At 70.3% G+C, this 21,264-nt stretch carries 18 protein-coding genes and 1 pseudogene; 5 read left to right on the top strand and 14 right to left on the bottom strand.

Going from position 1 to position 21,264, the window contains the following annotated elements; translation table 11 throughout:
• The first annotated feature begins 69 nt into the window (after window positions 1–69).
• Together ACZ41I_RS00560 and ACZ41I_RS00555 are read left to right on the top strand one after the other, a co-directional pair.
• Entirely contained in the window at window positions 70–1,626 is a 1,557-nt protein-coding gene (locus tag ACZ41I_RS00560; protein WP_399768878.1) for a fibronectin type III domain-containing protein, read from the top strand.
• Window positions 1,627–1,629: 3 nt separating this feature from the next.
• Window positions 1,630–2,151: an FAD synthase family protein gene (locus tag ACZ41I_RS00555; protein ID WP_468319677.1), complete on the top strand. Its 522-nt coding sequence runs from the start codon at window positions 1,630–1,632 to the stop codon at window positions 2,149–2,151.
• Here the strand turns inward: ACZ41I_RS00555 and ACZ41I_RS00550 are convergent.
• Window positions 2,035–2,742: pseudogene (locus tag ACZ41I_RS00550) on the bottom strand (CDP-alcohol phosphatidyltransferase family protein); the annotation flags it as partial. The gene ACZ41I_RS00555 and the pseudogene ACZ41I_RS00550 overlap by 117 nt on opposite strands.
• Before the next feature lie 197 nt (window positions 2,743–2,939).
• Between ACZ41I_RS00550 and ACZ41I_RS00545 the strand changes: the two are divergent.
• On the top strand, window positions 2,940–4,166 hold the full coding sequence (locus tag ACZ41I_RS00545) for a glycosyl hydrolase family 28-related protein (protein ID WP_468512832.1): 1,227 nt from the start codon (window positions 2,940–2,942) through the stop codon (window positions 4,164–4,166).
• 114 nt (window positions 4,167–4,280) lie between these two features.
• Here ACZ41I_RS00545 and ACZ41I_RS00540 read toward each other — a convergent pair whose 3' ends face one another.
• Window positions 4,281–4,580, bottom strand: coding sequence for a hypothetical protein (locus tag ACZ41I_RS00540; protein WP_363214028.1), 300 nt, complete (start codon window positions 4,578–4,580; stop codon window positions 4,281–4,283).
• 618 nt (window positions 4,581–5,198) lie between these two features.
• On the opposite strand from ACZ41I_RS00540, the gene ACZ41I_RS00535 reads away from it, so the two are divergent.
• Window positions 5,199–6,716 (top strand): fibronectin type III domain-containing protein, encoded by a 1,518-nt coding sequence (locus ACZ41I_RS00535; RefSeq protein ID WP_468512831.1) that lies wholly within the window; start codon window positions 5,199–5,201, stop codon window positions 6,714–6,716.
• Window positions 6,717–6,761: 45 nt separating this feature from the next.
• Here the strand turns inward: ACZ41I_RS00535 and ACZ41I_RS00530 are convergent, their stop codons facing one another.
• Window positions 6,762–7,904 (bottom strand): glycosyltransferase, encoded by a 1,143-nt coding sequence (locus ACZ41I_RS00530; protein WP_468512830.1) that lies wholly within the window; start codon window positions 7,902–7,904, stop codon window positions 6,762–6,764.
• A gap of 256 nt (window positions 7,905–8,160) precedes the next feature.
• On the opposite strand from ACZ41I_RS00530, the gene ACZ41I_RS00525 reads away from it, so the two are divergent.
• Window positions 8,161–8,454 (top strand): hypothetical protein, encoded by a 294-nt coding sequence (locus ACZ41I_RS00525; RefSeq protein ID WP_363214025.1) that lies wholly within the window; start codon window positions 8,161–8,163, stop codon window positions 8,452–8,454.
• Between the two features lie 120 nt (window positions 8,455–8,574).
• Here the strand turns inward: ACZ41I_RS00525 and ACZ41I_RS00520 are convergent, their stop codons facing one another.
• The 11 genes from ACZ41I_RS00520 to ACZ41I_RS00470 form a co-directional block, all read right to left on the bottom strand.
• Window positions 8,575–8,904, bottom strand: a complete 330-nt coding sequence (locus ACZ41I_RS00520) for a hypothetical protein (protein WP_363214024.1) — start codon at window positions 8,902–8,904, stop codon at window positions 8,575–8,577.
• Between the two features lie 93 nt (window positions 8,905–8,997).
• A complete protein-coding gene (locus tag ACZ41I_RS00515; RefSeq protein WP_351245713.1) occupies window positions 8,998–9,327 on the bottom strand; it encodes a hypothetical protein in 330 nt (109 codons plus the stop codon).
• Between the two features lie 58 nt (window positions 9,328–9,385).
• Complete coding sequence (locus ACZ41I_RS00510; RefSeq protein ID WP_363214023.1) at window positions 9,386–9,718, bottom strand: hypothetical protein; 333 nt, start codon at window positions 9,716–9,718, stop codon at window positions 9,386–9,388.
• Between the two features lie 345 nt (window positions 9,719–10,063).
• Window positions 10,064–10,486 carry a hypothetical protein gene (locus ACZ41I_RS00505; protein ID WP_363214022.1) on the bottom strand — a complete coding sequence of 141 codons (423 nt, stop codon included), beginning with the start codon at window positions 10,484–10,486 and terminating at the stop codon, window positions 10,064–10,066.
• A 195-nt stretch (window positions 10,487–10,681) separates the two neighbouring features.
• A complete protein-coding gene (locus ACZ41I_RS00500; protein WP_468512829.1) occupies window positions 10,682–11,536 on the bottom strand; it encodes an ABC transporter permease in 855 nt (284 codons plus the stop codon).
• Window positions 11,533–14,184: an alpha/beta fold hydrolase gene (locus tag ACZ41I_RS00495; protein WP_468512828.1), complete on the bottom strand. Its 2,652-nt coding sequence runs from the start codon at window positions 14,182–14,184 to the stop codon at window positions 11,533–11,535. The genes ACZ41I_RS00500 and ACZ41I_RS00495 overlap by 4 nt, the downstream gene beginning before the upstream one ends.
• A gap of 135 nt (window positions 14,185–14,319) precedes the next feature.
• Window positions 14,320–15,732, bottom strand: coding sequence for an APC family permease (locus tag ACZ41I_RS00490; protein WP_363214019.1), 1,413 nt, complete (start codon window positions 15,730–15,732; stop codon window positions 14,320–14,322).
• 375 nt (window positions 15,733–16,107) lie between these two features.
• A complete protein-coding gene (gene mmsA, locus ACZ41I_RS00485) occupies window positions 16,108–17,610 on the bottom strand; it encodes a CoA-acylating methylmalonate-semialdehyde dehydrogenase (protein WP_363214018.1) in 1,503 nt (500 codons plus the stop codon).
• Between the two features lie 16 nt (window positions 17,611–17,626).
• Window positions 17,627–19,504 (bottom strand): 3D-(3,5/4)-trihydroxycyclohexane-1,2-dione acylhydrolase (decyclizing), encoded by a 1,878-nt coding sequence (iolD, locus tag ACZ41I_RS00480; protein WP_363214017.1) that lies wholly within the window; start codon window positions 19,502–19,504, stop codon window positions 17,627–17,629.
• A complete protein-coding gene (gene iolB / locus ACZ41I_RS00475) occupies window positions 19,501–20,340 on the bottom strand; it encodes a 5-deoxy-glucuronate isomerase (protein WP_468512827.1) in 840 nt (279 codons plus the stop codon). Before iolB ends, iolD begins: the two co-directional genes overlap by 4 nt.
• 7 nt (window positions 20,341–20,347) lie before the next feature.
• Complete coding sequence (locus tag ACZ41I_RS00470; RefSeq protein WP_468513066.1) at window positions 20,348–21,217, bottom strand: Cgl0159 family (beta/alpha)8-fold protein; 870 nt, start codon at window positions 21,215–21,217, stop codon at window positions 20,348–20,350.
• Window positions 21,218–21,264: the final 47 nt, after the last annotated feature.

The following is a 21,264-nucleotide window of genomic DNA, read 5'->3' as shown; positions in this document are numbered from 1 at the left end:
GCTGGAAGTGAGCGAGCAGCCGGCCGCGTCATCGCCCTTCCGCCCCGCTCCCTTACGTCGAGGTGCCCCGTGCGTCACAGCAAGCCCCCCAAGAAGGCGGTCACCGGCTCGGCTGCCGCGGCCCTGATGTGTGCAGGCGCTCTGTTCGGCGCTCCCGCCGCAGCGGTGACGAGCGGGCAGCCGGCCACGCTCGGTGCCGATCCGCTGCCCACCTGGCAGACGAACGGCGTCGTCTGGTCCCTGGCGTACGCCCGCGGTGTCGTCTACGCCGGAGGCACCTTCGACACGGTCCGCCCGCCCGGCGCCAAGGCCGGCACCCGAACGGTCGTGCGGCACAACTTCGCCGCGTTCGACGCCGTGACCGGCAAACTGCTGCCCTGCGCCCCGTCCTTCCGGGACGGCGGCGGCCCGTACGTCACCGGCACGGTGCGGGCCCTGAAGGCCTCCCCCGACGGCCGGGTGCTGTACGTGGGCGGTCTGTTCCACCGCGTCGGGTCCACGGGAGTGGTCAACGCCGTAGCCATCAACACCTCCGACTGCTCCCTGCGCAAGGACTTCCGGCCCGTGGTGTCCGCAACCGTCCGGGCGATCGAGACGACCGGCAAAGAGGTGTACCTGGGCGGCGACTTCCACATGGTCGACGACCAGGTCAGGTACCGCGTCGCCGCCCTCACGCACAGCGGCTCCCTGCTGCCCTTCAAGGCGGACATCGACCTGTCGGTCCGTGCCTTGTCGGCCGTGCCCGCGCAGCGCGAGCTCCTGGTCGGAGGGGACTTCGTCTGGGTCAACGGCGACTTGGTCCGCTCCCTGGTCGCGCTGAACCCCACCACCGGAGCGACGGTCCACACCTATCCCGACTGGCTCCCGCCCGCTTCACGCGTCAAGACGATCGCCCGGGACGGCTCGCGCTTCTACATCGGGGCCGAAGGAGACGGACAAGGCGTCTTCGACGGACGTATCGCGGGCCGCCTCCGCAACAACACCATGGTGTGGAAGGACACCTGCCTCGGCGCCACCCAGGCCGTGCTGCCCGTCAAGGACGTTCTCTACAGCGCCTCCCACGCCCACGACTGCTCCAGGACACCCGGCGGCTTTCCCGAACAGGGAATCCGGCACACCCTCCTGGCCCAGTCGGTCACCGACCGGCACATCCTGCACTGGTTCCCCGACACCGACGGCGGGCTCGGGGAAGGTGTGGGTCCCCGCACCCTGACCGCGGCTCGGGACACCCTCTGGGTCGGAGGCGAGTTCACGCAGGTCAACGGCCGGCCGCAACAAGGACTCACCCGCTTCGGCACGAGTGCCCCGAAGAGCGCGCCACAGGCCCCCGCGCTCACGCTCGCGTCCGTGAGCCCGGGAAAGGCCACCATCGGCTGGCATGCCGTGTGGGACCGCAACGTCGCACTCCTGACCTACCGGCTCTACCGGGACGGAAAGCTGATCTCCCGGCAGACCAAGTCCTCCACGCCCTGGCACCTGCCGGACATGAGCTACACCGACTCCGTGCCCGCCGGCGCACACCACCGGTACACGATCGAGGTCACGAACGGCACCCGCACCTCGCCCCGGTCCGCCCCGCTGCCCGTGACGGTGCCCGCCCCCGGCGGCCGGAAGAGCGGAGCCTGATCTGTGGAAGCGGCACGCACCGGGTATGCGCCCGGCGTCTGGGACCTGTTCCACATCGGGCACCTCAGCATCCTGCGGGAGGCGCGCCGGCACTGTGACCGCCTCGTGGCCGGGGTGGCGTCCGACGAGCTGACCTGGCGGCTGAAGGGCAGGCCACCGGTGATTCCGCTGGCCGAGCGCCTGGAGATCGTACGCAGTGTGCGGCACGTCGACGATGTCGTCGTGGAGACGCACGAGGACAAACTGCACGTCTGGCGGCAGGTGGGTTTCCACATCGTGTTCAAGGGCGACGACTGGAAGGGCACTCCCAAATGGAACGTCCTCGAACGCCGCTTCGCGAAGGTCGGTGTCGAAGTCGCCTACTTCCCCTACACCGTGCACACCTCCAGCACCCTATTGCGCAGGGCACTGGAGCTGATGCAGCTCACGGAACCACTTCACCAGGAAAGCGGCCATGAACAGGACATGAGCCATCAGGAGCGCACAGTACAGGACAAGGAAGAGGCCGGGGCGGCCCAGAAATAGAAAGCAGGCACAGGTCGTGCCGTAGTCGACCGGCAGGAGCAGCACGGACCTCAGCGCCGAGGCGGAACCCCCACCCCTTTCCGCCGCCGCCCGGCCCTTGAGCTGCTGCGTGAGAATGCCGGCGAAAAAGATCACCACCGCCGCCGTCTGGAACACCATGGGCGCCAGCAGAAAGAGCGGACTGGGAAGGGGGAAGAAACGGTAGAACGCCACCAGCACCACCAGATGCAGCGTGACGATCCTGACGCAGTCCAGCACATGGTCCAGCCATTCCCCCGACAGGCTCGCGGAGCGCTGGCCACGCGCGAGCTGACCGTCCGCGGCATCCAGGGCGAAGCCCAGGGCGAGGGCCGCACCGACACAGACCGACATCACGGGCCCGGGACGCAGCAGGGCCACAGCCGCCAGGGCCGGAAAGGTGAACAGGGCACCGAGCACCGTCAGCTGATTGGGGGTCGCACCGGCCCAGGAGGCCAGCGCTGCCAGCACACGGCCGGCCGGGCGATTGACGAACCGACTGTAGACCGACACCCCCTTCGCCGATTTCTGTGCCGTCGCCAGCTGCCTCAGTGCCTCCGCGAACTCGGGCATAACCCTCCTTGTGACATAAAAATCTAGAAAGGAAGGCAACTATGACAGAACAGGATGGTGAGAGGGCCCGCAATCGTCGGCGTATTCTGCGCGGCGGAACATCACTGCTGGTCGCGGCATCCCTGTCCGCCGGCAGTGCTTCCGCCAAAAGTGCGTCCCGCCGGGGCCCGTCCGCCAAGGAAGCACCGATCGGACCGATGTCCTCGGTCAACGTCGTCGATCTCGGTGCCGTGGGCGACGGACGCACCGACGACACCAAGGCTTTTGAAACCGCCTACGCGCTCGCGGCCGCCCGGGTCCGCGACGGGGTGGGCCGACTGGTGGTCGAGATTCCCGCCGGAGACTTCCTCATCACCCGTCCGCACGCCCTGCTGAACGGCGCCGCCCCGCCACGGCCCGCGAACGGGCTGCGCTTCGTCGGCGCGGGCAAGAACATGACCACCCTCGTCTTCCGCCCGGACACCGGCCCCGGCTCCTTTCTGTGCCGCAACGAGGACAGCTGGTCCAACCTCTCCTTCGAGCGCATGCAGTTCCGCTCCGCCACACCGGGCGCGTCCTTCTTCCGTTCCTACTCCACCGGACACGCCCAGGACTACCGGTTCTGGGAGTGCGAATGGCTCGGGGAATGGGAGTACGGGCTGGCCCTGGACGGGACGAACACCAACTCGGAGATGCTGTGGGAAGCCTGCACGGTCGCCGGCAGCTACCGGAAGGCGTTTCTGTACTCGGGCCTCACGGGGCACACGCAGGAAAGGCCGGACGACCAGGACCAGTTCCTCAACTACTGGTTCACCGACATGAAGGTCGAATACGAGTGGGGCAACTTCCTGGAGTTCCCCTACGGCGGATCCATCACCTGCCGGGGCGGCTCCTACATCATCACCGGCAAGCGCCCCACGAGCACCGACGGGTACGGCACCACCAGCACCTTCTTCCGCTTCCCGGTCAGCGACCACCGCGACTCGGTGCAGCGTTTCCACGCCCAGGACATCCGGTTCGAGGTGCGCAACCCGGACGTGCGGATCATCGACTGCACGTGGAGCAGCGGGACGGTCCACTTCACCGACTGCGACGACACCTCCAACGCCTTCAAGGACTTCGCCCCCGAGGCCCGGCCGCACCGGTACACCGTGGGTTCCCGGGGGCCGCTGATCCGCTACGACTCCTGCCAGCTCGTGGGCCGGCACCAGTACCGGACGACCGTCCGGCAGGCCACCCAGCCGGCCGTCGTCCGCTACGACATGTGTCTGCTGCGGAGCCAGCCGCAGAGCGAGTTCGCCGTCACCGACGGCCCCCGCGCGACCCCGGCCCCCTTCGTACGCTTCACCGACTGCATCGACGCCGACCCCGCCGGCGTCAGGGCAGCACCGGCCGCGCCCGCCGCCCCGCCCGTGTCCCCCGGCGAGACCTCTTCCACGGACTGAACCCCGGCCGTCCGACCGCCGTTCGGCCTGTGGGGGCCCGGGACGTTCCGGGCCCCCACATCTGTGTACGGCGCGGTCGTGCGGCAGGGCCGGGCGTTGCCGGGCGCCGCCGTGTCAGTACTTGGTGGGCTTGACGCAGAAGTCGATACGGGTGATGAGCGGGTCCTTCCCGCTGGAGTCGGCCGGGGCGTGGAGCCCCGCGTCGGCCGCCGTGCCGTCGGGGAAGCCCGTCGAGCTGTCGTAGTTGTAGACCTTGGCGCCCGTGCTGCCCGTGACCGTGACCTGGACGGCGGAACGGTGCGCGGACGAGGGGATGCTGAAGCCGAACACCTCCCCCTGGGTGCCGTTGGTGACGGTGAGCTGGAGGCTTCCGTCGCCGGGGATCGCCACCGGTCCGGTCAGCGGATTGGTCACGCTGAACCCGGTTGCGCCCGCCGGGCAGGTCGGAGGGGGCGGGGGCGGGGTCGTCTGGCACGGCGTGCAGCCGGACGGGGGCGGCGTCGACGGCTGGCACGCCGAGCACCCTGGTGTGCCGTTCGACTGGCATGTCGTGCACGACGACGTGCCGGTCGTCGGGCAGGACTTGCACGCCGGCATCACCCGGTCAAGGGCGTGGGCCGACGCGGGGCCGGCGGCGATACCGAACGCCACGGTCGCGGTCAGGCCGGCGCCGACGAGCCGCGCACCCCAACTCCGCCCTCGTGCCTGCGTTCTCGTTCGGGCAGCTACTCGCATAACGAGTACTCCTCCTCAATGCTTGGGTACCTGACCTCGGATACCTGAACTCGCCCTGGCGAACTCTCACGCCATTTCCATTGGCAGTTCGAGCTTGACCAAGCGTCCGCCGCCGGGCGTCCCCACACTTGCACGAGTGGACTGCCGTTATGGATTACGACTCCTTTTCCTAGGCCATTTGAGCTTCAGTAAGGGCCTGAAGGGTGGAGCGCCCGCTTGTCGAATCCTGCGATCCGGTGCCGGGTGTCTACTTTCGGAAAGCTTCTCGCCCCCGTATCCCTCGACCCGGGATGTTCCATGCGTCTAAGGAAAAGCACCTCCAGAGCCGCCACCACGGCATGTGCGACGGTCCTCCTTGCCGCCGCCTCACTCACCACCGCGTCCGGCGCGCAGCCGCGCGACGAAAAGACCCTGACCGCCGCCCCGTTGGCGACCTGGCAGACGGACGGAATCGTCTGGTCCGTCGAGTACGCGCGCGGTGTCGTCTACGTCGGCGGCACCTTCGACAGCGTCCGCCCGCCCGGCGCCGAGCCCGGTGAGCGGGAGGTCGTCCGGAAGAACTTCGCGGCGTTCGACGCCGTGACGGGCAAACTGCTGCCGTGCGAGCACTCCTTCACCGGCGGTATGGACACGGTACGGGCCCTGAAGGCCTCGCCCGACGGCAAAGTGCTGTACGTCGGCGGATCGTTCGGTCACGTCGACCGCACGGGTGTGGCCAGTGCGGTCGCGCTCAACACGGCCGACTGTTCACTGCGCAAGGACTTCCGCCCCGCGATGGGCGCGCTCGTGCGGGCCATCGAGACCACCAGCAGGACGGTCTATCTGGGCGGTGAGTTCACCGTCGTCGACGGCCAGTCCAGGAAGCGCGTCGCGGCGTTCACCCCGAGCGGCTCGCTGCTGCCGTTCAGTGCCGACATCGACGAGCCGGTCCGTGCCGTCCTGGCCGCGCCCGATCGCGGCCAGGTCCTCGTCGGCGGCGACTTCCACAACGTCAACGGCCGTCCGGAGCAGTCGCTGGTCTCCCTGGATCCCGCAACCGGCGCGACCGTGCGGTCCTTTCCGGACTGGGTTCCGGAACGGTCCGCCGTGACGTCGCTGGCACGCAACGGCGACCACTTCTATCTGGGCGCCGAGGGCTCGGGGACGGGAATCTTCGACGGCCGTATCGCCGGCCGGCTGTCCGACGGAGCGATGGTCTGGAAGGACACCTGCCTGGGCGCCACCCAGGATGTCGTCGTGCACAAGGGCGTCCTGTACAGCGCTTCCCACGCCCACTACTGCGGGCTGACACCGGGCGGCTTCCCCGACGGGGCCCGTCGGCACTTCCTCGCGCAGTCGGCCGACGACAAGCGCATCCTGCACTGGTTCCCCGACACCGACGACGGCATCGGCGAGAAGGTGGGCCCGCGAACGCTCGTGATGGCGGGCGACATCCTGTGGGCGGGCGGTGAGTTCACCGCGGTCAACGGCACACCCCAGCAGGGCCTGACGCGCTTCGGGGCCGGTCCCCTCGACACGGCTCCCCAGGAGGCTCCCCGGCTCACGAGCGACGGCTCACGCACCGGGAAGGTCACACTGATCTGGCGCGCCTCCTGGGACAGGGACGACGCGGAGCTGACCTACCGGATCTACCGGGACGGGGTCCTCGTGGCCACGCGGAAGCAGCGGTCGGCCGAGTGGTACCGCCCGGAGATGTCGTACACGGACGAGGTCTCTCCCGGCTCTCAGCACCGCTATACGATCGCCGTCACCGACGGAAAGAACACCACGCCCCGGTCGGCGCCGCTCGACGTGACCGCGTTCGCCGCCAAGTGACGGGCCGGGGCCTGCTGAGGGGACGACGCCGAAGGGCCGGCGCCCTCACGTGGTGATGGACTCCCTGCTCTGGCTGGGCACGAACGGCGTGGTGCCGATGCCGAGCAGTTCCCGGTACACCTCGCTCACCGCGTCCCTGGTCTGCTGGACGTCGTGGGCGGCGACCACGTGCGCGCGGCCCTGCGCACCCAGGGCCGCGCGCAGCGGCGTACGGCGCAGCAGCGCCGCCAGCGCCCGCGCCAGCGCGTCGGAGTCCTCCGGCGGCACCAGGCAGTGCGGCAGATGGCCGGGCGGCAGGCTCTCGCGCAGGCCGTCCACGTCCGTCACGAGGACCGGCCGGCCGCACGCCATGGCCTCCAGGGGGACGAGCGCCCGGCCCTCCCGGCGGGACGGCAGGACCACCACATCGGCGGCCCGGTACCAGGGGGCGGCGTCGGCTGCCGGGCCGGCGAACTCCACCGACGCGGGCGCCGCCGCGCGCAGTCGGCCCGCGTCCGGGCCGTCGCCGACCAGCACCAGCCGGGCGTCCGGCACCTGCCGTACGACGGCGGGCCAGGCCCGCAGGAGCACATCCTGGCCCTTCTGCCGGCACAGCCGTCCCACGCACACGACCAGGGGGCCCGCCGCGAACCGGGCGATGCTCCCCTCGGGCCGGAACCTGCGTGTGTCGACGCCGTCGGGGACCATGAGCCACTGGGCGGTGATGCCGTGCTGTTCCCCGGTACGCCGTTCCGCCTCGCTCACGCAGAGGACGCGCGCCGCCCACCGCGCCCCGAACTGCTCCCAGCGCACAGCGGCGTGGGCCTTGACACCGTCGACGGCCTCGAACGACCACGCGTGCGGCTGGAAGACGGTCGGGAGCCGGCCGCGCACCGCGAGCCGGGTGGCGAGCCCCGCCTTCGCGCCGTGCGCGTGCACCACGTCGGGACGCACCTCGCGCAGCACCCGGGCCAGCAGGGCCACTTCACCGGGGAGCCGGGGTCCGGGTGAGCGGGTCGCGTTCCACGGAAGCACCCTGCAGCCCTCGGCGCGCAGCGCGTCCGTCAGTGTGCCGCCGCGCGGGCAGGCGACGCTGACATGCAGCCCCGCGGCGAGCTGAGCCACCGTCAGGTCCGTCACGAAACGTGCGACACCGCCCTCGACCGGCTGAGTGACGTGCAGGACGTGCGGCTCACGGGGAATGCGCATGACCGAGGCTTCCCTTCCGACGAAAAACTTGGAACCAGCGCAAAGCATCTAGTCCCTTTTTCTGCGGAGCCGTCAACCGTGTCGGAAGAATTCACCTGCTTGGACCTGCCACAGTCCGGCGTAATGCACCGATAATCCGACAAGCATTTCTGCGATGTCGTTCAGGATGTATGAGTTCCGGGGAAGTTGCGGTCAACGGAGTTTCCCGCGGCGCCCCTCTCTCGTTAGCCCAGCGGAAGCGAGAGAAAGGAACACAATGAAGAGTCTGAAGGCTGCCGCCATCGTTGTCGGCACCCTGGCCATGGCGGGCGCCGCGGCGCCGGCTTTCGCGGCGGACGTACCGGCGCAGGGCCTCATCGATGACGGGAAGACGGTTGCCCGGTCTCTCCCCCACGCGGCCGAGATGCCGACCGGCGCCCTGGCCAGCGATGTCAAGCACGCGGCGGACGGGGTGAAGAAGTCGGGTGTCGTCAAGACCCCCGTTCTGGGCGGCGCCCTGCCGAACCCCCTCAACGGCAAGCCGCCCGCCGCGCTTCCCGTCTTGAAGTAGAAGACGCATCCGCTGGGATTTCAGGCCGGCTCCGGGGTTCTCGGAGCCGGCCTTCCTCGTGTCCGGGAAAAGCAGATGGCGGCCCGCCGAGCGTCGGCGGGCCGCCAGGCTCCGGGCTGCTCAGAACAGCAGACCACCGGTGTAGGGAGCCAGCTGCGACTGGTCGACGCCCGCGGTGTTGCAGGCGGCGTAGTGCGAGTTCGGCGCGGCGACACCGGCACCGCCGAGGACGCCGACCGAGCCGTTGGACCACGGCGCGATGCAGCGGCCGTCGATGAGCGAGCCGTTGGAGACCAAGAGGCCCTGCTGAGGGGAGTTCACGACGACCGGGGACTCCGAGAAGCCGTTGCCGCCGGTGACGGTGGTGGTGTTGTCGGCCGCAGCGGTGCCACCGGCCGCCAGGACGAGGCCCGCTGCCAGGGCGGACAGGGCCGTAACCTTCTTACGCATGGATGCGCCTTTCGGATGGGAGGGGCAGGTCGGGCGGGAACGTCTGCCGACGTCCCCGCCCTGCTCCGGGATGGTTCGGAGCATGAAGGGGGCTCAGAAGAGCAGGCCACCCGTGTACGTGGCACGCTGCGACTGGTCGACGCCCGCGGTGTTGCAGGCGGCGTAGTGCGAGTTCGGCACGATGGTCGCGGCACCGCCGAGGACGCCGACAGCACCGTTGGACCAGGGCGCGACGCAGCGCAGGTCGACGAGCGTGCCGTTGGAGACGACGGCGCCCTGCTGCGGGGCGTTCACGACAACCGGGGACGACGAGAAGCCGTTGCCGCCGGTGACCGTCGTGCAGTTGTCGGCTGCGGCAGTGCCGGCGGCCGCGAGGACGACGCCCGCGGCGAGGGCGGAGATGGCCGTAACCTTGTTACGCATGGAGTGTCCTTTCCGGACTGCGAGGGGTTCACCTGCTCGGAATGACTCGAAGCAGGGGTCAGAAGAGCAGGCCGCCCTGGTAAGCGGCCTTCTGCGACTGGTCGACCGGCGCGGTGTTGCAGGCGGCGTAGTGCGAATTCGGCACGATGGTCGCGGCACCGCCGAGGACGCCGACGGCACCGTTGGACCACGGCGCGATGCAGCGGCCGTCGATGAGCGAGCCGTTGACGACAACCACGCCCTGCTGAGGGGCGTTCACGACGACCGGGGACTCCGAAAAGCCGTCACCACCAGTGACGTTGGTCGTGTTCGAGTGGGCGGAGGCAACGCCGGCGCTGCCGCAGAGCGCGCTAAGGGCGAGTGCTGTGACGACCGCGAACTTCCTGGTCAACTCGGTTCCTTCCTGGATTCACGGTAAGCCGCGCTTACATAGCAAGAAACCGAAATATGCGGCGAAAAGTCACGCGGACACCGGGCATACCGGGCGGATTCCACCGGATGGCGGAACGGTGCCGTGCGCCGATTCCTGGAGCCGCCCGAGGCCCGAAGTGAACGCCGACATGCGTCCGGCCCACTGGCAAGGAGGAATCCAGTGGGCCGGACAGGTTTGTGGCGTATGCGCGGCACGACATCGGCGCCGGGGTGGGTGCGCGGCACTGCGGTGCCGGGTCTCCGACGAGGGAACCGGATCAGAGTGTCAGAATCCTGGTCACGCCGACTCCTGACGGTTTCCGCGTCACCCCTGATTGAGGAGGCTGCCGACCCCGGCACTGGTCGGCCCGTTCAACGGGTGGAGCTGAACCGATCCGGTTCCGAGCGGGTTCTTCACCGGAATAGCGGGCTTCTTGTTGGTGCTGCGCCCCATACCGTCCAGGTATACGCCGGAGATTTTCGCGGCCTTGTTCTTGCCGGTGACCGACGACGCCTGGCTCTCGTCGAACGCGCTGCCCTTGGTGAGGCTGCCCTGCTTGGCCACGCGCATCACGGTGTCGGCCGCGGGCACGAGCGCCGGAGTGACATCGGTCTGGGACATGAGGCCGAGCGGGCCGGTCGTTTCGCGAGCGGGCGCCTTCCCGGCGGCCGACGCGGCGACGGCGGAGCCACCCACGAGACTCGCGCCGATCGCCAATGCCGCAGTTGTGAAAACTGCCTTCTTCATGATTCACCTCACTTGAAGTTACCTCTGATCCGACAGACGCAGAACATAGCAGTCCGCAGTCCGCCAAAAGCGACGCACTACTCCATACGCATGAATGCCATGGGAGTGAAGGAGCGCATTCCCGGGTTTTATACAGAGGTATTCACATCTGGTCGGCGAATCGATTGATCGTATGGTGCTTCAAGCGTGGCAAAACTACGACACCACGTCCTTGCGGGCGAACCCGCGGAAGGCCAGGGCGATGAGCACGAGTGCGTAGCTCAGGGAGATCGCCGTCCCCTGGATCATGCCGGACCATTCGGGGTGCGGCTGGACGGTGTCGGCCCAGGCGAACTGCCAGTGCGCGGGCAGGAAGTCACGCCAGTGGCCGAGGGCGGTGACGGCGTCCAGGACATTGCCGACGATGGTCAGGCCGACCGCGCCGCCGACCGCGCCGAGCGGGGCGTCGGTCTTCGTCGACAGCCAGAACGCGAGCCCCGCGGTGACCAGCTGCGACACGAAGACGTACGCCACGGTCACCGCCAGGCGCTGCAGCGCCGTACCGGGACCCAGCGCACCACCGGTGGGTATCTGCAGCGGCCCCCAGCCGTAGGCCGCCGTACCGACGGCGAGGGCGACCAGCGGGAGCAGGATCATCGCGGCGAGACTCAGCCCGAGCGCCACGACCAGCTTGGACCACAGCAGCCGGGCCCGCGGCACGGGCGCGGCGAGCAGATAGCGCAGGGAGGACCAGCTCGCCTCCGAGGCGACCGTGTCCCCGCAGAACAGGGCGACCGGGATGACCAGCAGAAAGCCGGCCGAGACGAACAGGTTCACGGCGGCGAAGTTCGCGCCGGAGGCGGTGGCCGTGTCCATCAGGGTGATCTGGTTGTTCCGGCCGCCCGGATCACCGCCGACGGCGAAGGCTATGAGCAGCACGAACGGCAGGAGGGTGAGGATCGCGCCCATGACCAGGGTGCGGCGCCGCTTGAGCTGGCGGACCAGCTCGACCCGCAGGGGCAGGGTGTGCCGCGTCCGGTAGCCGGAGGCGACCTCGGTGAGCGTGCTCATGCGGAACCTCCGATCAGGGTGAGGAAGGCGTCTTCCAGGCGGCGGTGCGGGCCGACCGAGGCGACGGGCACGTCCAGCCGCACCAGCTCCACGACCAGCCGCTCGGCCGTGCCGCCGGGTTCGAGCCGGATCAGCAGTCCGCCGTCGGCGCGCACGGCGGAGGCGACGCCGGGCAGTGCGGCCACCTTCTCCACGACCGGCTCCTCCACCGGGACGGCGGTGCCGACGAGCAGGGTGTCGCCGGAACCGACGATCTCGCCGACCGGACCGGCCTGGACCAGCCGGCCGCGGTCCATGACCACCAAGTGGGTGCAGGACTGCTCGACCTCGGCGAGGAGATGGCTGGAGACGATCACCGTACGGCCGGCGGCCGCGTAGCGGATCATCACCTCGCGCATCTCGCGTATCTGGGGCGGGTCGAGGCCGTTGGTGGGCTCGTCGAGGATGAGCAGGTCGGGCAGGCCGAGCATGGCCTGGGCGATGGCGAGGCGCTGGCGCATGCCCTGCGAGTAGGTGCGCACCGCACGGGCGAGCGCGTCGCCGAGCCCGGCGATCTGCAGGGCCTCGTCCAGGTGGGCGTCCTCGGGCGGGCGGCCGGTGGCCTGCCAGTACAGCTCCAGGTTCGCCCGGCCGGACAGATGCGGCAGGAAGCCCGCGCCCTCCACGAAGGCGCCGACCCGCGACAGCACGGGTGCGCCGGGCCGGACGGCGTGACCGAAGACGCGGATCTCGCCGTCGTCGGGGGTGATCAGGCCCATCAGCATGCGCAGGGTGGTGGTCTTGCCCGCGCCGTTGGGTCCGAGCAGGCCGAGCACCTGGCCCTTCTCGACGCGGAAGGACAGCTCACGCACCGCGTACCGGTCGGTGGACCTCGCGTACCGCTTGCTCAAGTCCCTGATGACCAGCGGGACTTCGGCCAGTCCGGGGTCGGGTGCGGGGCCGGCCGTACGGCGGCGGGCGGTGACCAGCAGGGCGAGTGCGGCCCCCGCTGCGGCCACCGGCAGCCACCACACCCAGGCCGGCAGGGGCGCCGCGGCGGTGGCGACGGCCGGGGCCGTCGGCACGCTCAGGTCTCCCTTGAGGGAGACGGTGTAGGTGGCCGGGGCGGCCGGTGAGGCGTAGCCGAGGTCGGTGGAGGCGAGGACCAGGCGGAGCCGGTGGCCCTTCTGCACCTCGTGGTCGATCGCCGGGAGGGTGAGCGTGACGTCCCTGCCTGCCTTGGCGCCGGTCACCCGGAAGGGGGCGACGAGCTGGGAGGGCAGCACCCGCTGGGTGCCGTCGGGGCCGACGTCGTAGACCTTGCCGAACAGGACGGCGTCGTCGCGGGTCGAGGTGAGGTGGACCGTCGCGGTCGGGGTGCCGGTGATCTGCAGGTCGCGGGTGAGCGGGGCGGAGTCGAACTTCGCGTACTGACCGGGGAAGTCCAGGGAGACACCGACACCGAGCGCGGACAGCTGGGTCAGGCCGCCCGAGCCGCCGAGGCCGGGCAGCGCGGAGACGCCGGGCGGGCTGGCGCCGGCCGGGTTGGCGATGTGCTGGGTGCCGCCGGTCAGGGCGACGGCGCGCGGGTGGTCGCGCAGGCCGGGGTAGGCGGTGGCGCTCGCGCCGCGCAGCTGGGCCGTGCCGTCGGTGGAGTTCACGCCTCCGGTGCGGGTGATCCGGAAGGCCGGGCCGGTGCCGGTGGTCTCGTCGCCCTTCAGATACCGGTCGAACCACGCATGCACGCGTGCCTCGCCCCGGCCGCTCTCCATGTCGCCGCCGTCATGACCGCCCGCGATCCAGTCGACGTCCACGGGGGCGCCGTTCGCCCGGATCGCCCGCTCGGCCGCGTCGGACTGGGCGAGGGTGAACAGGGAGTCCGTCTGGCCCTGCATGAGCAGCGTGGGCACCTTGATGCGGGAGCCGACGGCGGACGGTGAGCGGGCGCCGAGCAGCCGGCGGGCGGCTGCGTCCGGGACGCCGGACTCGGCGACCCTGTCGTACATCCGGCACAGCGCGGGCTCGAAGCGGGCGCAGCCGCCGCCGGTGTTGAAGAAGACACCGGTCCACAGCTTCTTGAAGACGCCGTTCGGGAACAGGGCGTCCGCGAGGTTCCAGTAGGTGATGGCCGGGGCGATGGCGTCGACCCGGTGGTCGTATCCCGCGGCGAGCAGCGAGACCGCGCCGCCGTAGGAGCCGCCGGCCATGCCCACGCGCGGGTCACCCGGTTTGTCGAGCCGGACCTGGGGCTGCTTCGCCAGCCAGTCGATGAGCCGGGAGACGTCGGCGACCTCGCCCTTCGGGTCGTTGAGCCCGATCTTTCCCGTGGACCTGCCGAAGCCGCGCGCGGACCAGGTCAGCACCGCGTAGCCGTCCCGGGCGAGGTCCTCGGCCTGCTTGCGCAGGTCGTCCTTGGTGCCGCCGAAGCCGTGCGCCAGCATCACGGCCGGGCGGCGGCCGGCGGAGGGGGTGACGAAGTACGAGGTGTCGATGCGCACCCCGGCTGCCGTCGTCATGACCTGGTCGGTCCGGCGCACCGCGGGCGCGTCCCCGGATGCGGCGGCCGTCCAGGTGCCGGCGCCGGCGAGCACCACGACGGCGGCCGCGGCGGCCATCAGCCGCCGCGGCCCCTTGAGTACTTCTCGCAGCGCGGGGACGCGAAGATCCATGCCTCAACGGTACGGGCCACCGCTGACATCCGCCGGAGCCTGTGGGCTGAACCCCGGGCCCTTCCCCAGGAGTACGGGGCCGGTCCGGCGTACACCAGGCGCGGTACGGCAGCCTGCCGGCCGAACGCAGGCTTCCTACGCCACCGTTTCCTCGGCCTGGACGTCGTCCGGCAGGGAGACCAGCCAGCGGGTCTCGCGGCGGGGGCGGAGGTAGAAGGCCCAGTAGAGGGTGGCGACGGCGGTGATGCCGCCGGTCCACCACAGGTACGACGGGTCCTGCTCGACGAGGATGTAGACGAGCACCGCGACCAGCAGGACCGGCATGGCCGGCCACAGCGGCATCCGCCACGCCTGCTTGCCGCCGTGCGCCCCGCGGCGGGCCAGCAGCGCGGCGACCGCGACCAGCAGGTACAGGCCGGTGACGGCGACCCCGGTGACACCGTAGAGGGTGTCCAGGTTGACGAAGCAGAGGAAGGCGCCGGGGACACCGACGACGAGGGTGGCGACCCACGGGGAGCCGAACCGGCCCAGCTTGGCCAGGGCCTTGTTGACCGGCGCGGGCCAGGCCTTGTCGCGTGCGGAGGCGAACAGGACGCGGGAGTTCTGGATGACCATGACGATGCCCGCGTTGATGATCGCCAGGGCGACGCACAGGCTGACGAAGGTGCCGACGGCCGAGTTGCTCCAGGCGATGACCATGCTGCTGATGTCGCCGCCGGTCAGGCTCTTCAGGTCACCGGCGCCCACGGTGATCGCGGCGACCGGGACCAGGATGACCGCGCTGGAGATGACGAGCGTCGCGAGGACGGTACGGGCGACGTTGCGGCGCGGGTTCTCCAGTTCCTCGGAGAGGTAGACGGCGGTGGAGAAGCCCTGGGTGACGAAGAGGGCGATGGCGAGGCCGGAGACGACCATCATGGCCGTGACGGGGTTGACGTGCGCGTGCTCACCGGCGACCTGCAGCGAGCCGAGGCTGCTCACCCCGCGGTGCGGGTGGCTGAAGCCGAGCACGGCCACCACGCCGGCGGCGACGACCTCCAGGACCAGGAAGATGCCGGTGATCCAGGCATTGGCGCGCAGGTCCAGCAGACCGGCGAGGGTGGCCGCGATCATCACGCCGGCGCCCGTGAAGGACGGGTCGAGGTGGATGACCGGGGCGAGGTAGTCGGCGGTGCCCATCGCGATGACCGGAGGGACGATCATCACGACGAGCAGCGACATCACGAAGGCCAGCCAGCCGGCGAGCCGTCCGGCCAGGGTGGAGACGATGGCGTACTCGCCGCCCGCGCTGGGGATGAGGGTGCCCAGCTCCGAGTAGCAGAACGCCACCGGGATACAGAGCAGCGCGCCGATGGCGATACAGAGCGCCGTCGCGGTGCCCAGGCTGGAGAACAGGTCGGGCACGATCACGAAGAGCGTGGAGGCGGGCGTCACGCACGAGAGGGTGAGCAGGGTGCCGCCGACCACGCCGATCGAACGCTTGAGCTTCTGGGGACTCTCGGGAGCGTCCGTGGCGGCTGTGTCGACAGGGCGGAGCGTGTCGGTCATGCGGCGGTTCCGATCGACTCGGGTGACTGAGGTGGGGGACGGGAGCGCTATCGCCTCCGGCGGATCGTCGTACGTTCGCTCGTCCGCTCCCGGCGCTGCATAGAGAACCCCGACGAAAACCGCTGCGTCAATGCCCGTTTACCTTCGGAATCCGCACTTGAGGCGGCGCTCACGTCACATCAGATTCGTAGGCCGCGAAGCCCTATAGGAGCATCCATCAAGCCTTATGGGTAAGTGACCTTGCTTTCAAAGGTCAACCGCCAAACGTTCCTTAGCCACCCGTTTCATCCCTCGTAAACGGGAACCGAAGCCAACGTGTCAAAAAAATGTCAGGCCGTCCGGAATCCGGACGGCCTGACGAAGGGCTGGCGGCCCTCAGTGGTTGCGCGGGAAGCCCAGGTCCACGCCCGCCGGGGCGTCGGCCGGGTCGGGCCAGCGGGTGGTGACGACCTTGCCGCGGGTGTAGAAGTGCGTGCCGTCGTTGCCGTAGATGTGGTGGTCGCCGAAGAGCGAGTCCTTCCAGCCGCCGAAGGAGTGGTAGCCGACGGGGACCGGGATCGGGACGTTCACGCCGACCATGCCCGCCTCGATCTCCAGCTGGAAGCGACGGGCCGCGCCGCCGTCCCGGGTGAAGATCGCGGTGCCGTTGCCGAACGGCGAGGCGTTGATGAGGTCCACGCCCTCCTCGTACGTGTCGACGCGCAGGACGCACAGCACCGGGCCGAAGATCTCGTCCTGGTAGGCCTTGGCACTGGTCGGCACCTTGTCCAGCAGCGAGATGCCGATCCAGTGGCCGTCCTCGAAGCCCTCGACGCTGTAACCGGTGCCGTCGAGCACGACCTCCGCCCCCTCGGCGGCGGCGCCCTCCACGTACGAGGCCACCTTGTCGCGGTGAGCGGCGGTGATCAGCGGACCCATCTCGGACGCCGGGTCGTTGCCCGGACCGATCTTGATCTTCTCGGCGCGCTCGCGGATCTTCTCCACCAGCGTGTCACCGATCGCGCCGACCGCGACGACGGCCGAGATCGCCATGCAGCGCTCGCCCGCGGAACCGTAGGCGGCGGACACCGCGGCGTCGGCCGCCGCGTCCAGGTCGGCGTCCGGCAGGACCAGCATGTGGTTCTTGGCGCCGCCGAGGGCCTGCACCCGCTTGCCGTTGGCGGAGGCGGTGGTGTGGATGTAGCGGGCGATCGGGGTCGAGCCGACGAAGGAGACGGCCTTGACGTCCGGGTGCTCCAGGAGGCGGTCGACGGCCACCTTGTCGCCGTGCACGACGTTGAACACGCCGTCGGGCAGACCGGCCTCCGACAGCAGCTCGGCGATCCGGACCGACGCCGACGGGTCCTTCTCGCTCGGCTTCAGCACGAACGTGTTGCCGCACGCGATGGCGATCGGGAACATCCACATCGGGACCATCGCCGGGAAGTTGAACGGCGTGATGCCGGCGACGACACCGAGCGGCTGGCGGATCGCGGCCACGTCGACCCGGCTGGCGACCTGCGTGGACAGCTCGCCCTTCAGCTGGACGTTGATGCCGCAGGCCAGGTCGACGATCTCCAGGCCGCGCGCGACCTCGCCGAGCGCGTCCGAGTGCACCTTGCCGTGCTCGGCGGTGATCAGCTCGGCGATCTCGTCGCGGTGGGCGTCCAGCAGCGCCCGGAACCGGAAGAGGATGGTGGTCCGCTGGGCCAGCGAGGACTGGCCCCAGCTCACGAAGGCGTCCTTGGCCGCCGCGACGGCCGCGTCCACCTCCTCGACCGACGCGAACGCGACCTTCGTGGTGACCGCGCCGGTCGCCGGGTCGGTGACCGGCCCGTACGTGCCCGACGCGCCTTCGACGGTCTTCCCGCCGATCCAGTGGTTGACGATCTTCGTCATGCCCAGAGACTCCTTATTACAGATGGCGGCGTCGGGTCGAGACGTGCCGTTCGTACAGCTCACGTGCCTTGACCGCGGACGGTCGGGTCGCGGTCTCGGCCACAGGAACATCCCACCAGGCCTGCGCGGGGGGCGCGCCCGACACAGTGTCGGACGTTTCGGTCTCCACGTAGACACATGTGGGAGTGTCGGCGGCCCGCGCCTCGGCGAGCGCCTCGCGCAGGTCCCGTACGGTCTTGGCGCGCAGCACCCGCATGCCGAGGCTGGCCGCGTTCGCGGCGAGGTCGACGGGCAGCGGGGCGCCGGTGAAGGCGCCGTCGTCCGAGGTGTAGCGGTAGGCGGTGCCGAACCGCTCACCGCCCACCGACTCCGAGAGCCCGCCGATGGACGCGTACCCGTGGTTCTGCACCAGCAGGATCTTGATCGCGATGCCCTCCTGCACGGCGGTCACGATCTCCGTCGGCATCATCAGATACGTACCGTCGCCGACCAGCGCCCACACGTTCCGCTCGGGCGCGGCGAGCTTCACGCCGAGCGCGGCCGGGATCTCGTAGCCCATGCAGGAGTAGCCGTACTCCAGGTGGTACTGGTCGTGCGACCGCGCCCGCCACAGCTTGTGCAGATCGCCGGGGAGCGAACCCGCCGCGTTGATGATGATGTCCGACTCGTCCACCAGGGCGTCCAGGGCGCCGACGACCTGCGGCTGGGTCGGCCGTACGTCGGCCTCCTCGGCCTCGAAGCAGGCGTCGACGCGCTGCTCCCAGCGCTCCTTGTCCTCCGTGTACTCGGCGACGTACGACTCCGCCGCCTCGTGCCCGTGCATCACCAGTGCCTCGGTCAGCTCGCCCAGGCCGCTGCGGGCGTCCGCGATCAGCGGGAGTCCGGCCAGCTTGTGGCCGTCGAAGGGCGCGATGTTGAGGTTGAGGAAGCGGACGTCCGGGTGCTCGAAGAGGGTGCCGGAGGCCGTGGTGAAGTCGGTGTACCGGGTGCCGACGCCGATCACCAGGTCGGCCGTGCGGGCCAGCTCGTCGGCGGTCGCGGTGCCGGTGTGGCCGATGCCGCCGACGTCCTGCGGGTGGTCGTACCGGAGCGAGCCCTTGCCGGCCTGGGTGGAGGCGACCGGGATGCGGGTGGCCGAGGCGAACTCGGCGAGGGCCGCCTCGGCGCGGCTGTGGTGGACCCCGCCGCCCGCGATGATCAGAGGCCTCTTCGAGGCGCGGATCGCCCGCACCGCCTCGGCCAGCTCGGTCGGGTCCGCGCCCGGACGTCGTACGGTCCACACACGCTCGGCGAAGAACTCCTCCGGCCAGTCGAAGGCCTCCGCCTGCACGTCCTGCGGCATCGCGAGCGTGACCGCGCCCGTCTCCACCGGGTCGGTCAGGACCCGCATCGCCTGGAGGGCCGACGGGATCAACGCCTCCGGCCGGGTGATGCGGTCGAAGTACTTCGAGACCGGGCGCAGGGTGTCGTTCACCGACACATCACCCGCGTACGGCAGCTCCAGCTGCTGCAGGACCGGGTCGGCGGGACGGGTGGCGAAGACGTCGCCGGGCAGGAGCAGCACCGGCAGATGGTTGATGGTGGCCAGGGCGGCGCCCGTGACCAGGTTGGTCGCACCCGGGCCGATCGACGTCGTCACCGCGTGCGTGGACAGGCGGTTCGACTGGCGGGCGTAGCCGACGGCCGCATGCACCATGGACTGCTCGTTGCGGCCCTGGTGGTACGGCATCACATCGGCGTACTCGATCAGCGCCTGGCCGATCCCCGCGACATTGCCGTGGCCGAAGATGCCCCAGGTGGCGCCGATCAGCCGCCGCCGCTCGCCGTCGCGTTCGGTGTACTGGGCGGCGAGGAAACGGACGAGTGCCTGGGCGACGGTCAGCCGGATCGTCATCGGTAGCCCCCTGTGGTTTCTACGTGGTCGGGGTGGAAGCAGATCCGCCACTCCCGGGTCTCGCCCGGACCCGCCATGACGTTCAGGTAGTACATGTCATGCCCGGGCTGGGCGACGGACGGGCCGTGCCATCCGTCGGGTACGAGGACGGCGTCGCCGGAGCGGACCTCCGCGAGGACGTCCGCGCCGCCCGCGCGCGAAGGGAACACGCGCTGGTAACCGAGACCGTTCGGGCCGTCGATCTCGAAGTAGTAGATCTCCTCCAGCTCGGACTCCTCGCCCGGCCGGTGCTCGTCGTGCTTGTGCGGCGGGTACGACGACCAGTTGCCGCCCGGCGTGATCACCTCCACGGCGATCAGCTTGTCGCACGCGAAGGAGTCGGCGGACGCGAAGTTGCGCACCCGGCGGGCGCAGCCGCCGCTGCCGCGCTCCTCGACGGGGACCTCCGGCGCGGGGCCGTAGCGGGCGGGGAGTCGTCGCTCGCACTTCGCTCCTGCCAGGGCGAAGCGGCCTCCCGCGCCGGAGGCGATCTGGACCCGGGTGTCCCGGGGTGCGTACGCGAAGTCGGAGACGTCCGCGAACACGCTGTCCCGTCCCAGGAGTTGGAACTCACTCAGCTCAGTTGATGCGGTCTCAATTTGTACGGTACATCCGCCTTGCAGCGGAAGCACGATCCACTCGCTGTCCCCAGTGGTGAACGTATGGCTGCCCCCGGGCGCCAATTCGACGACACGCAGGCTGCTGTGCGTCCAGCCGGCCGACTTGGGGCCGATGTCGACGGCGTACCGGGCGTTCGCGGTGGCACCCCGGGGCAGGTGCAGGTCGGTGCTGGTCATACGGCCCTCACAGCAGTCCTACGGCGGTGTCCACGGCGGCGGCCACGTCGCCGTCCGCCGGGTACAGCAGTGAGCGGCCGACCACCAGGCCGCGCACGGTGGGGAGTTGGAGCGCACTGCGCCACTTCTCGTACGCCTTCTCCTGCTCGTCCCCGACATCGCCGCCGAGGAGCACGGCCGGGAGGGTGGAGGTCTCCATCACGCGGGCCATGTCATCGGGATCGTCGGTGACGGGCACCTTCAGCCAGCTGTAGGCGGAGGATCCGCCGAGGCCGGAAGCGATGGCGATGGACTTGGTGACCGCGTCGGCGGACAGGTCGTTGCGGACCTTCCCGTCGGGCGTGCGGCGGCTGATGAACGGCTCGACGAAGACCGGCAGCCGGCGCGCGGCCATCTCGTCGATGGCGCGGGCGGTGGACTCCAGGGTGGTCAGGGAGCCGGGGTCGTCGTAGTCGATGCGCAGCAGCAGCTTGCCGGCGTCGAAGCCGAGGCGCTGGATGTCCTCGGGGCGGTGCCCGGTGAAGCGGTCGTCCAGCTCGAAGCTGGCTCCCTGCAGGCCGCCCCGGTTCATGGAGCCCATGACCACCTTGTGGTCGAGGGCACCGAGCAGCAACAGGTCGTCCAGGATGTCGGCGGTGGCGAGGACACCGTCGACGCCGGGGCGGCTCAGCGCCAGGCAGAGGCGTTCGAGCAGGTCGGCGCGGTTGGCCATGGCGAGCTTGCGGTCGCCGACGCCGAGCGCGCCGCGGGCCGGGTGGTCGGCGGCGACGATCATCAGCCGGCCGCTGTCGTTCAGCAGCGGGCGCCGGGCCCGGCGGACGGCGGCCTCGGCGATCGCCTCGGGGTGGTGGGTGCGGATGCGGACCAGTTCGGCCACGTCGACACGGGAACGCGGGGAGCCCGCGGCGCCCTCGCCCCGGAGAG

The sequence above is a fragment of the Streptomyces sp. NPDC030799 genome (genome assembly GCF_055572255.1).
The sequence above is the reverse complement of the archived record's forward strand: the minus strand, read 5'-3'. Positions and strand labels throughout refer to the sequence as shown.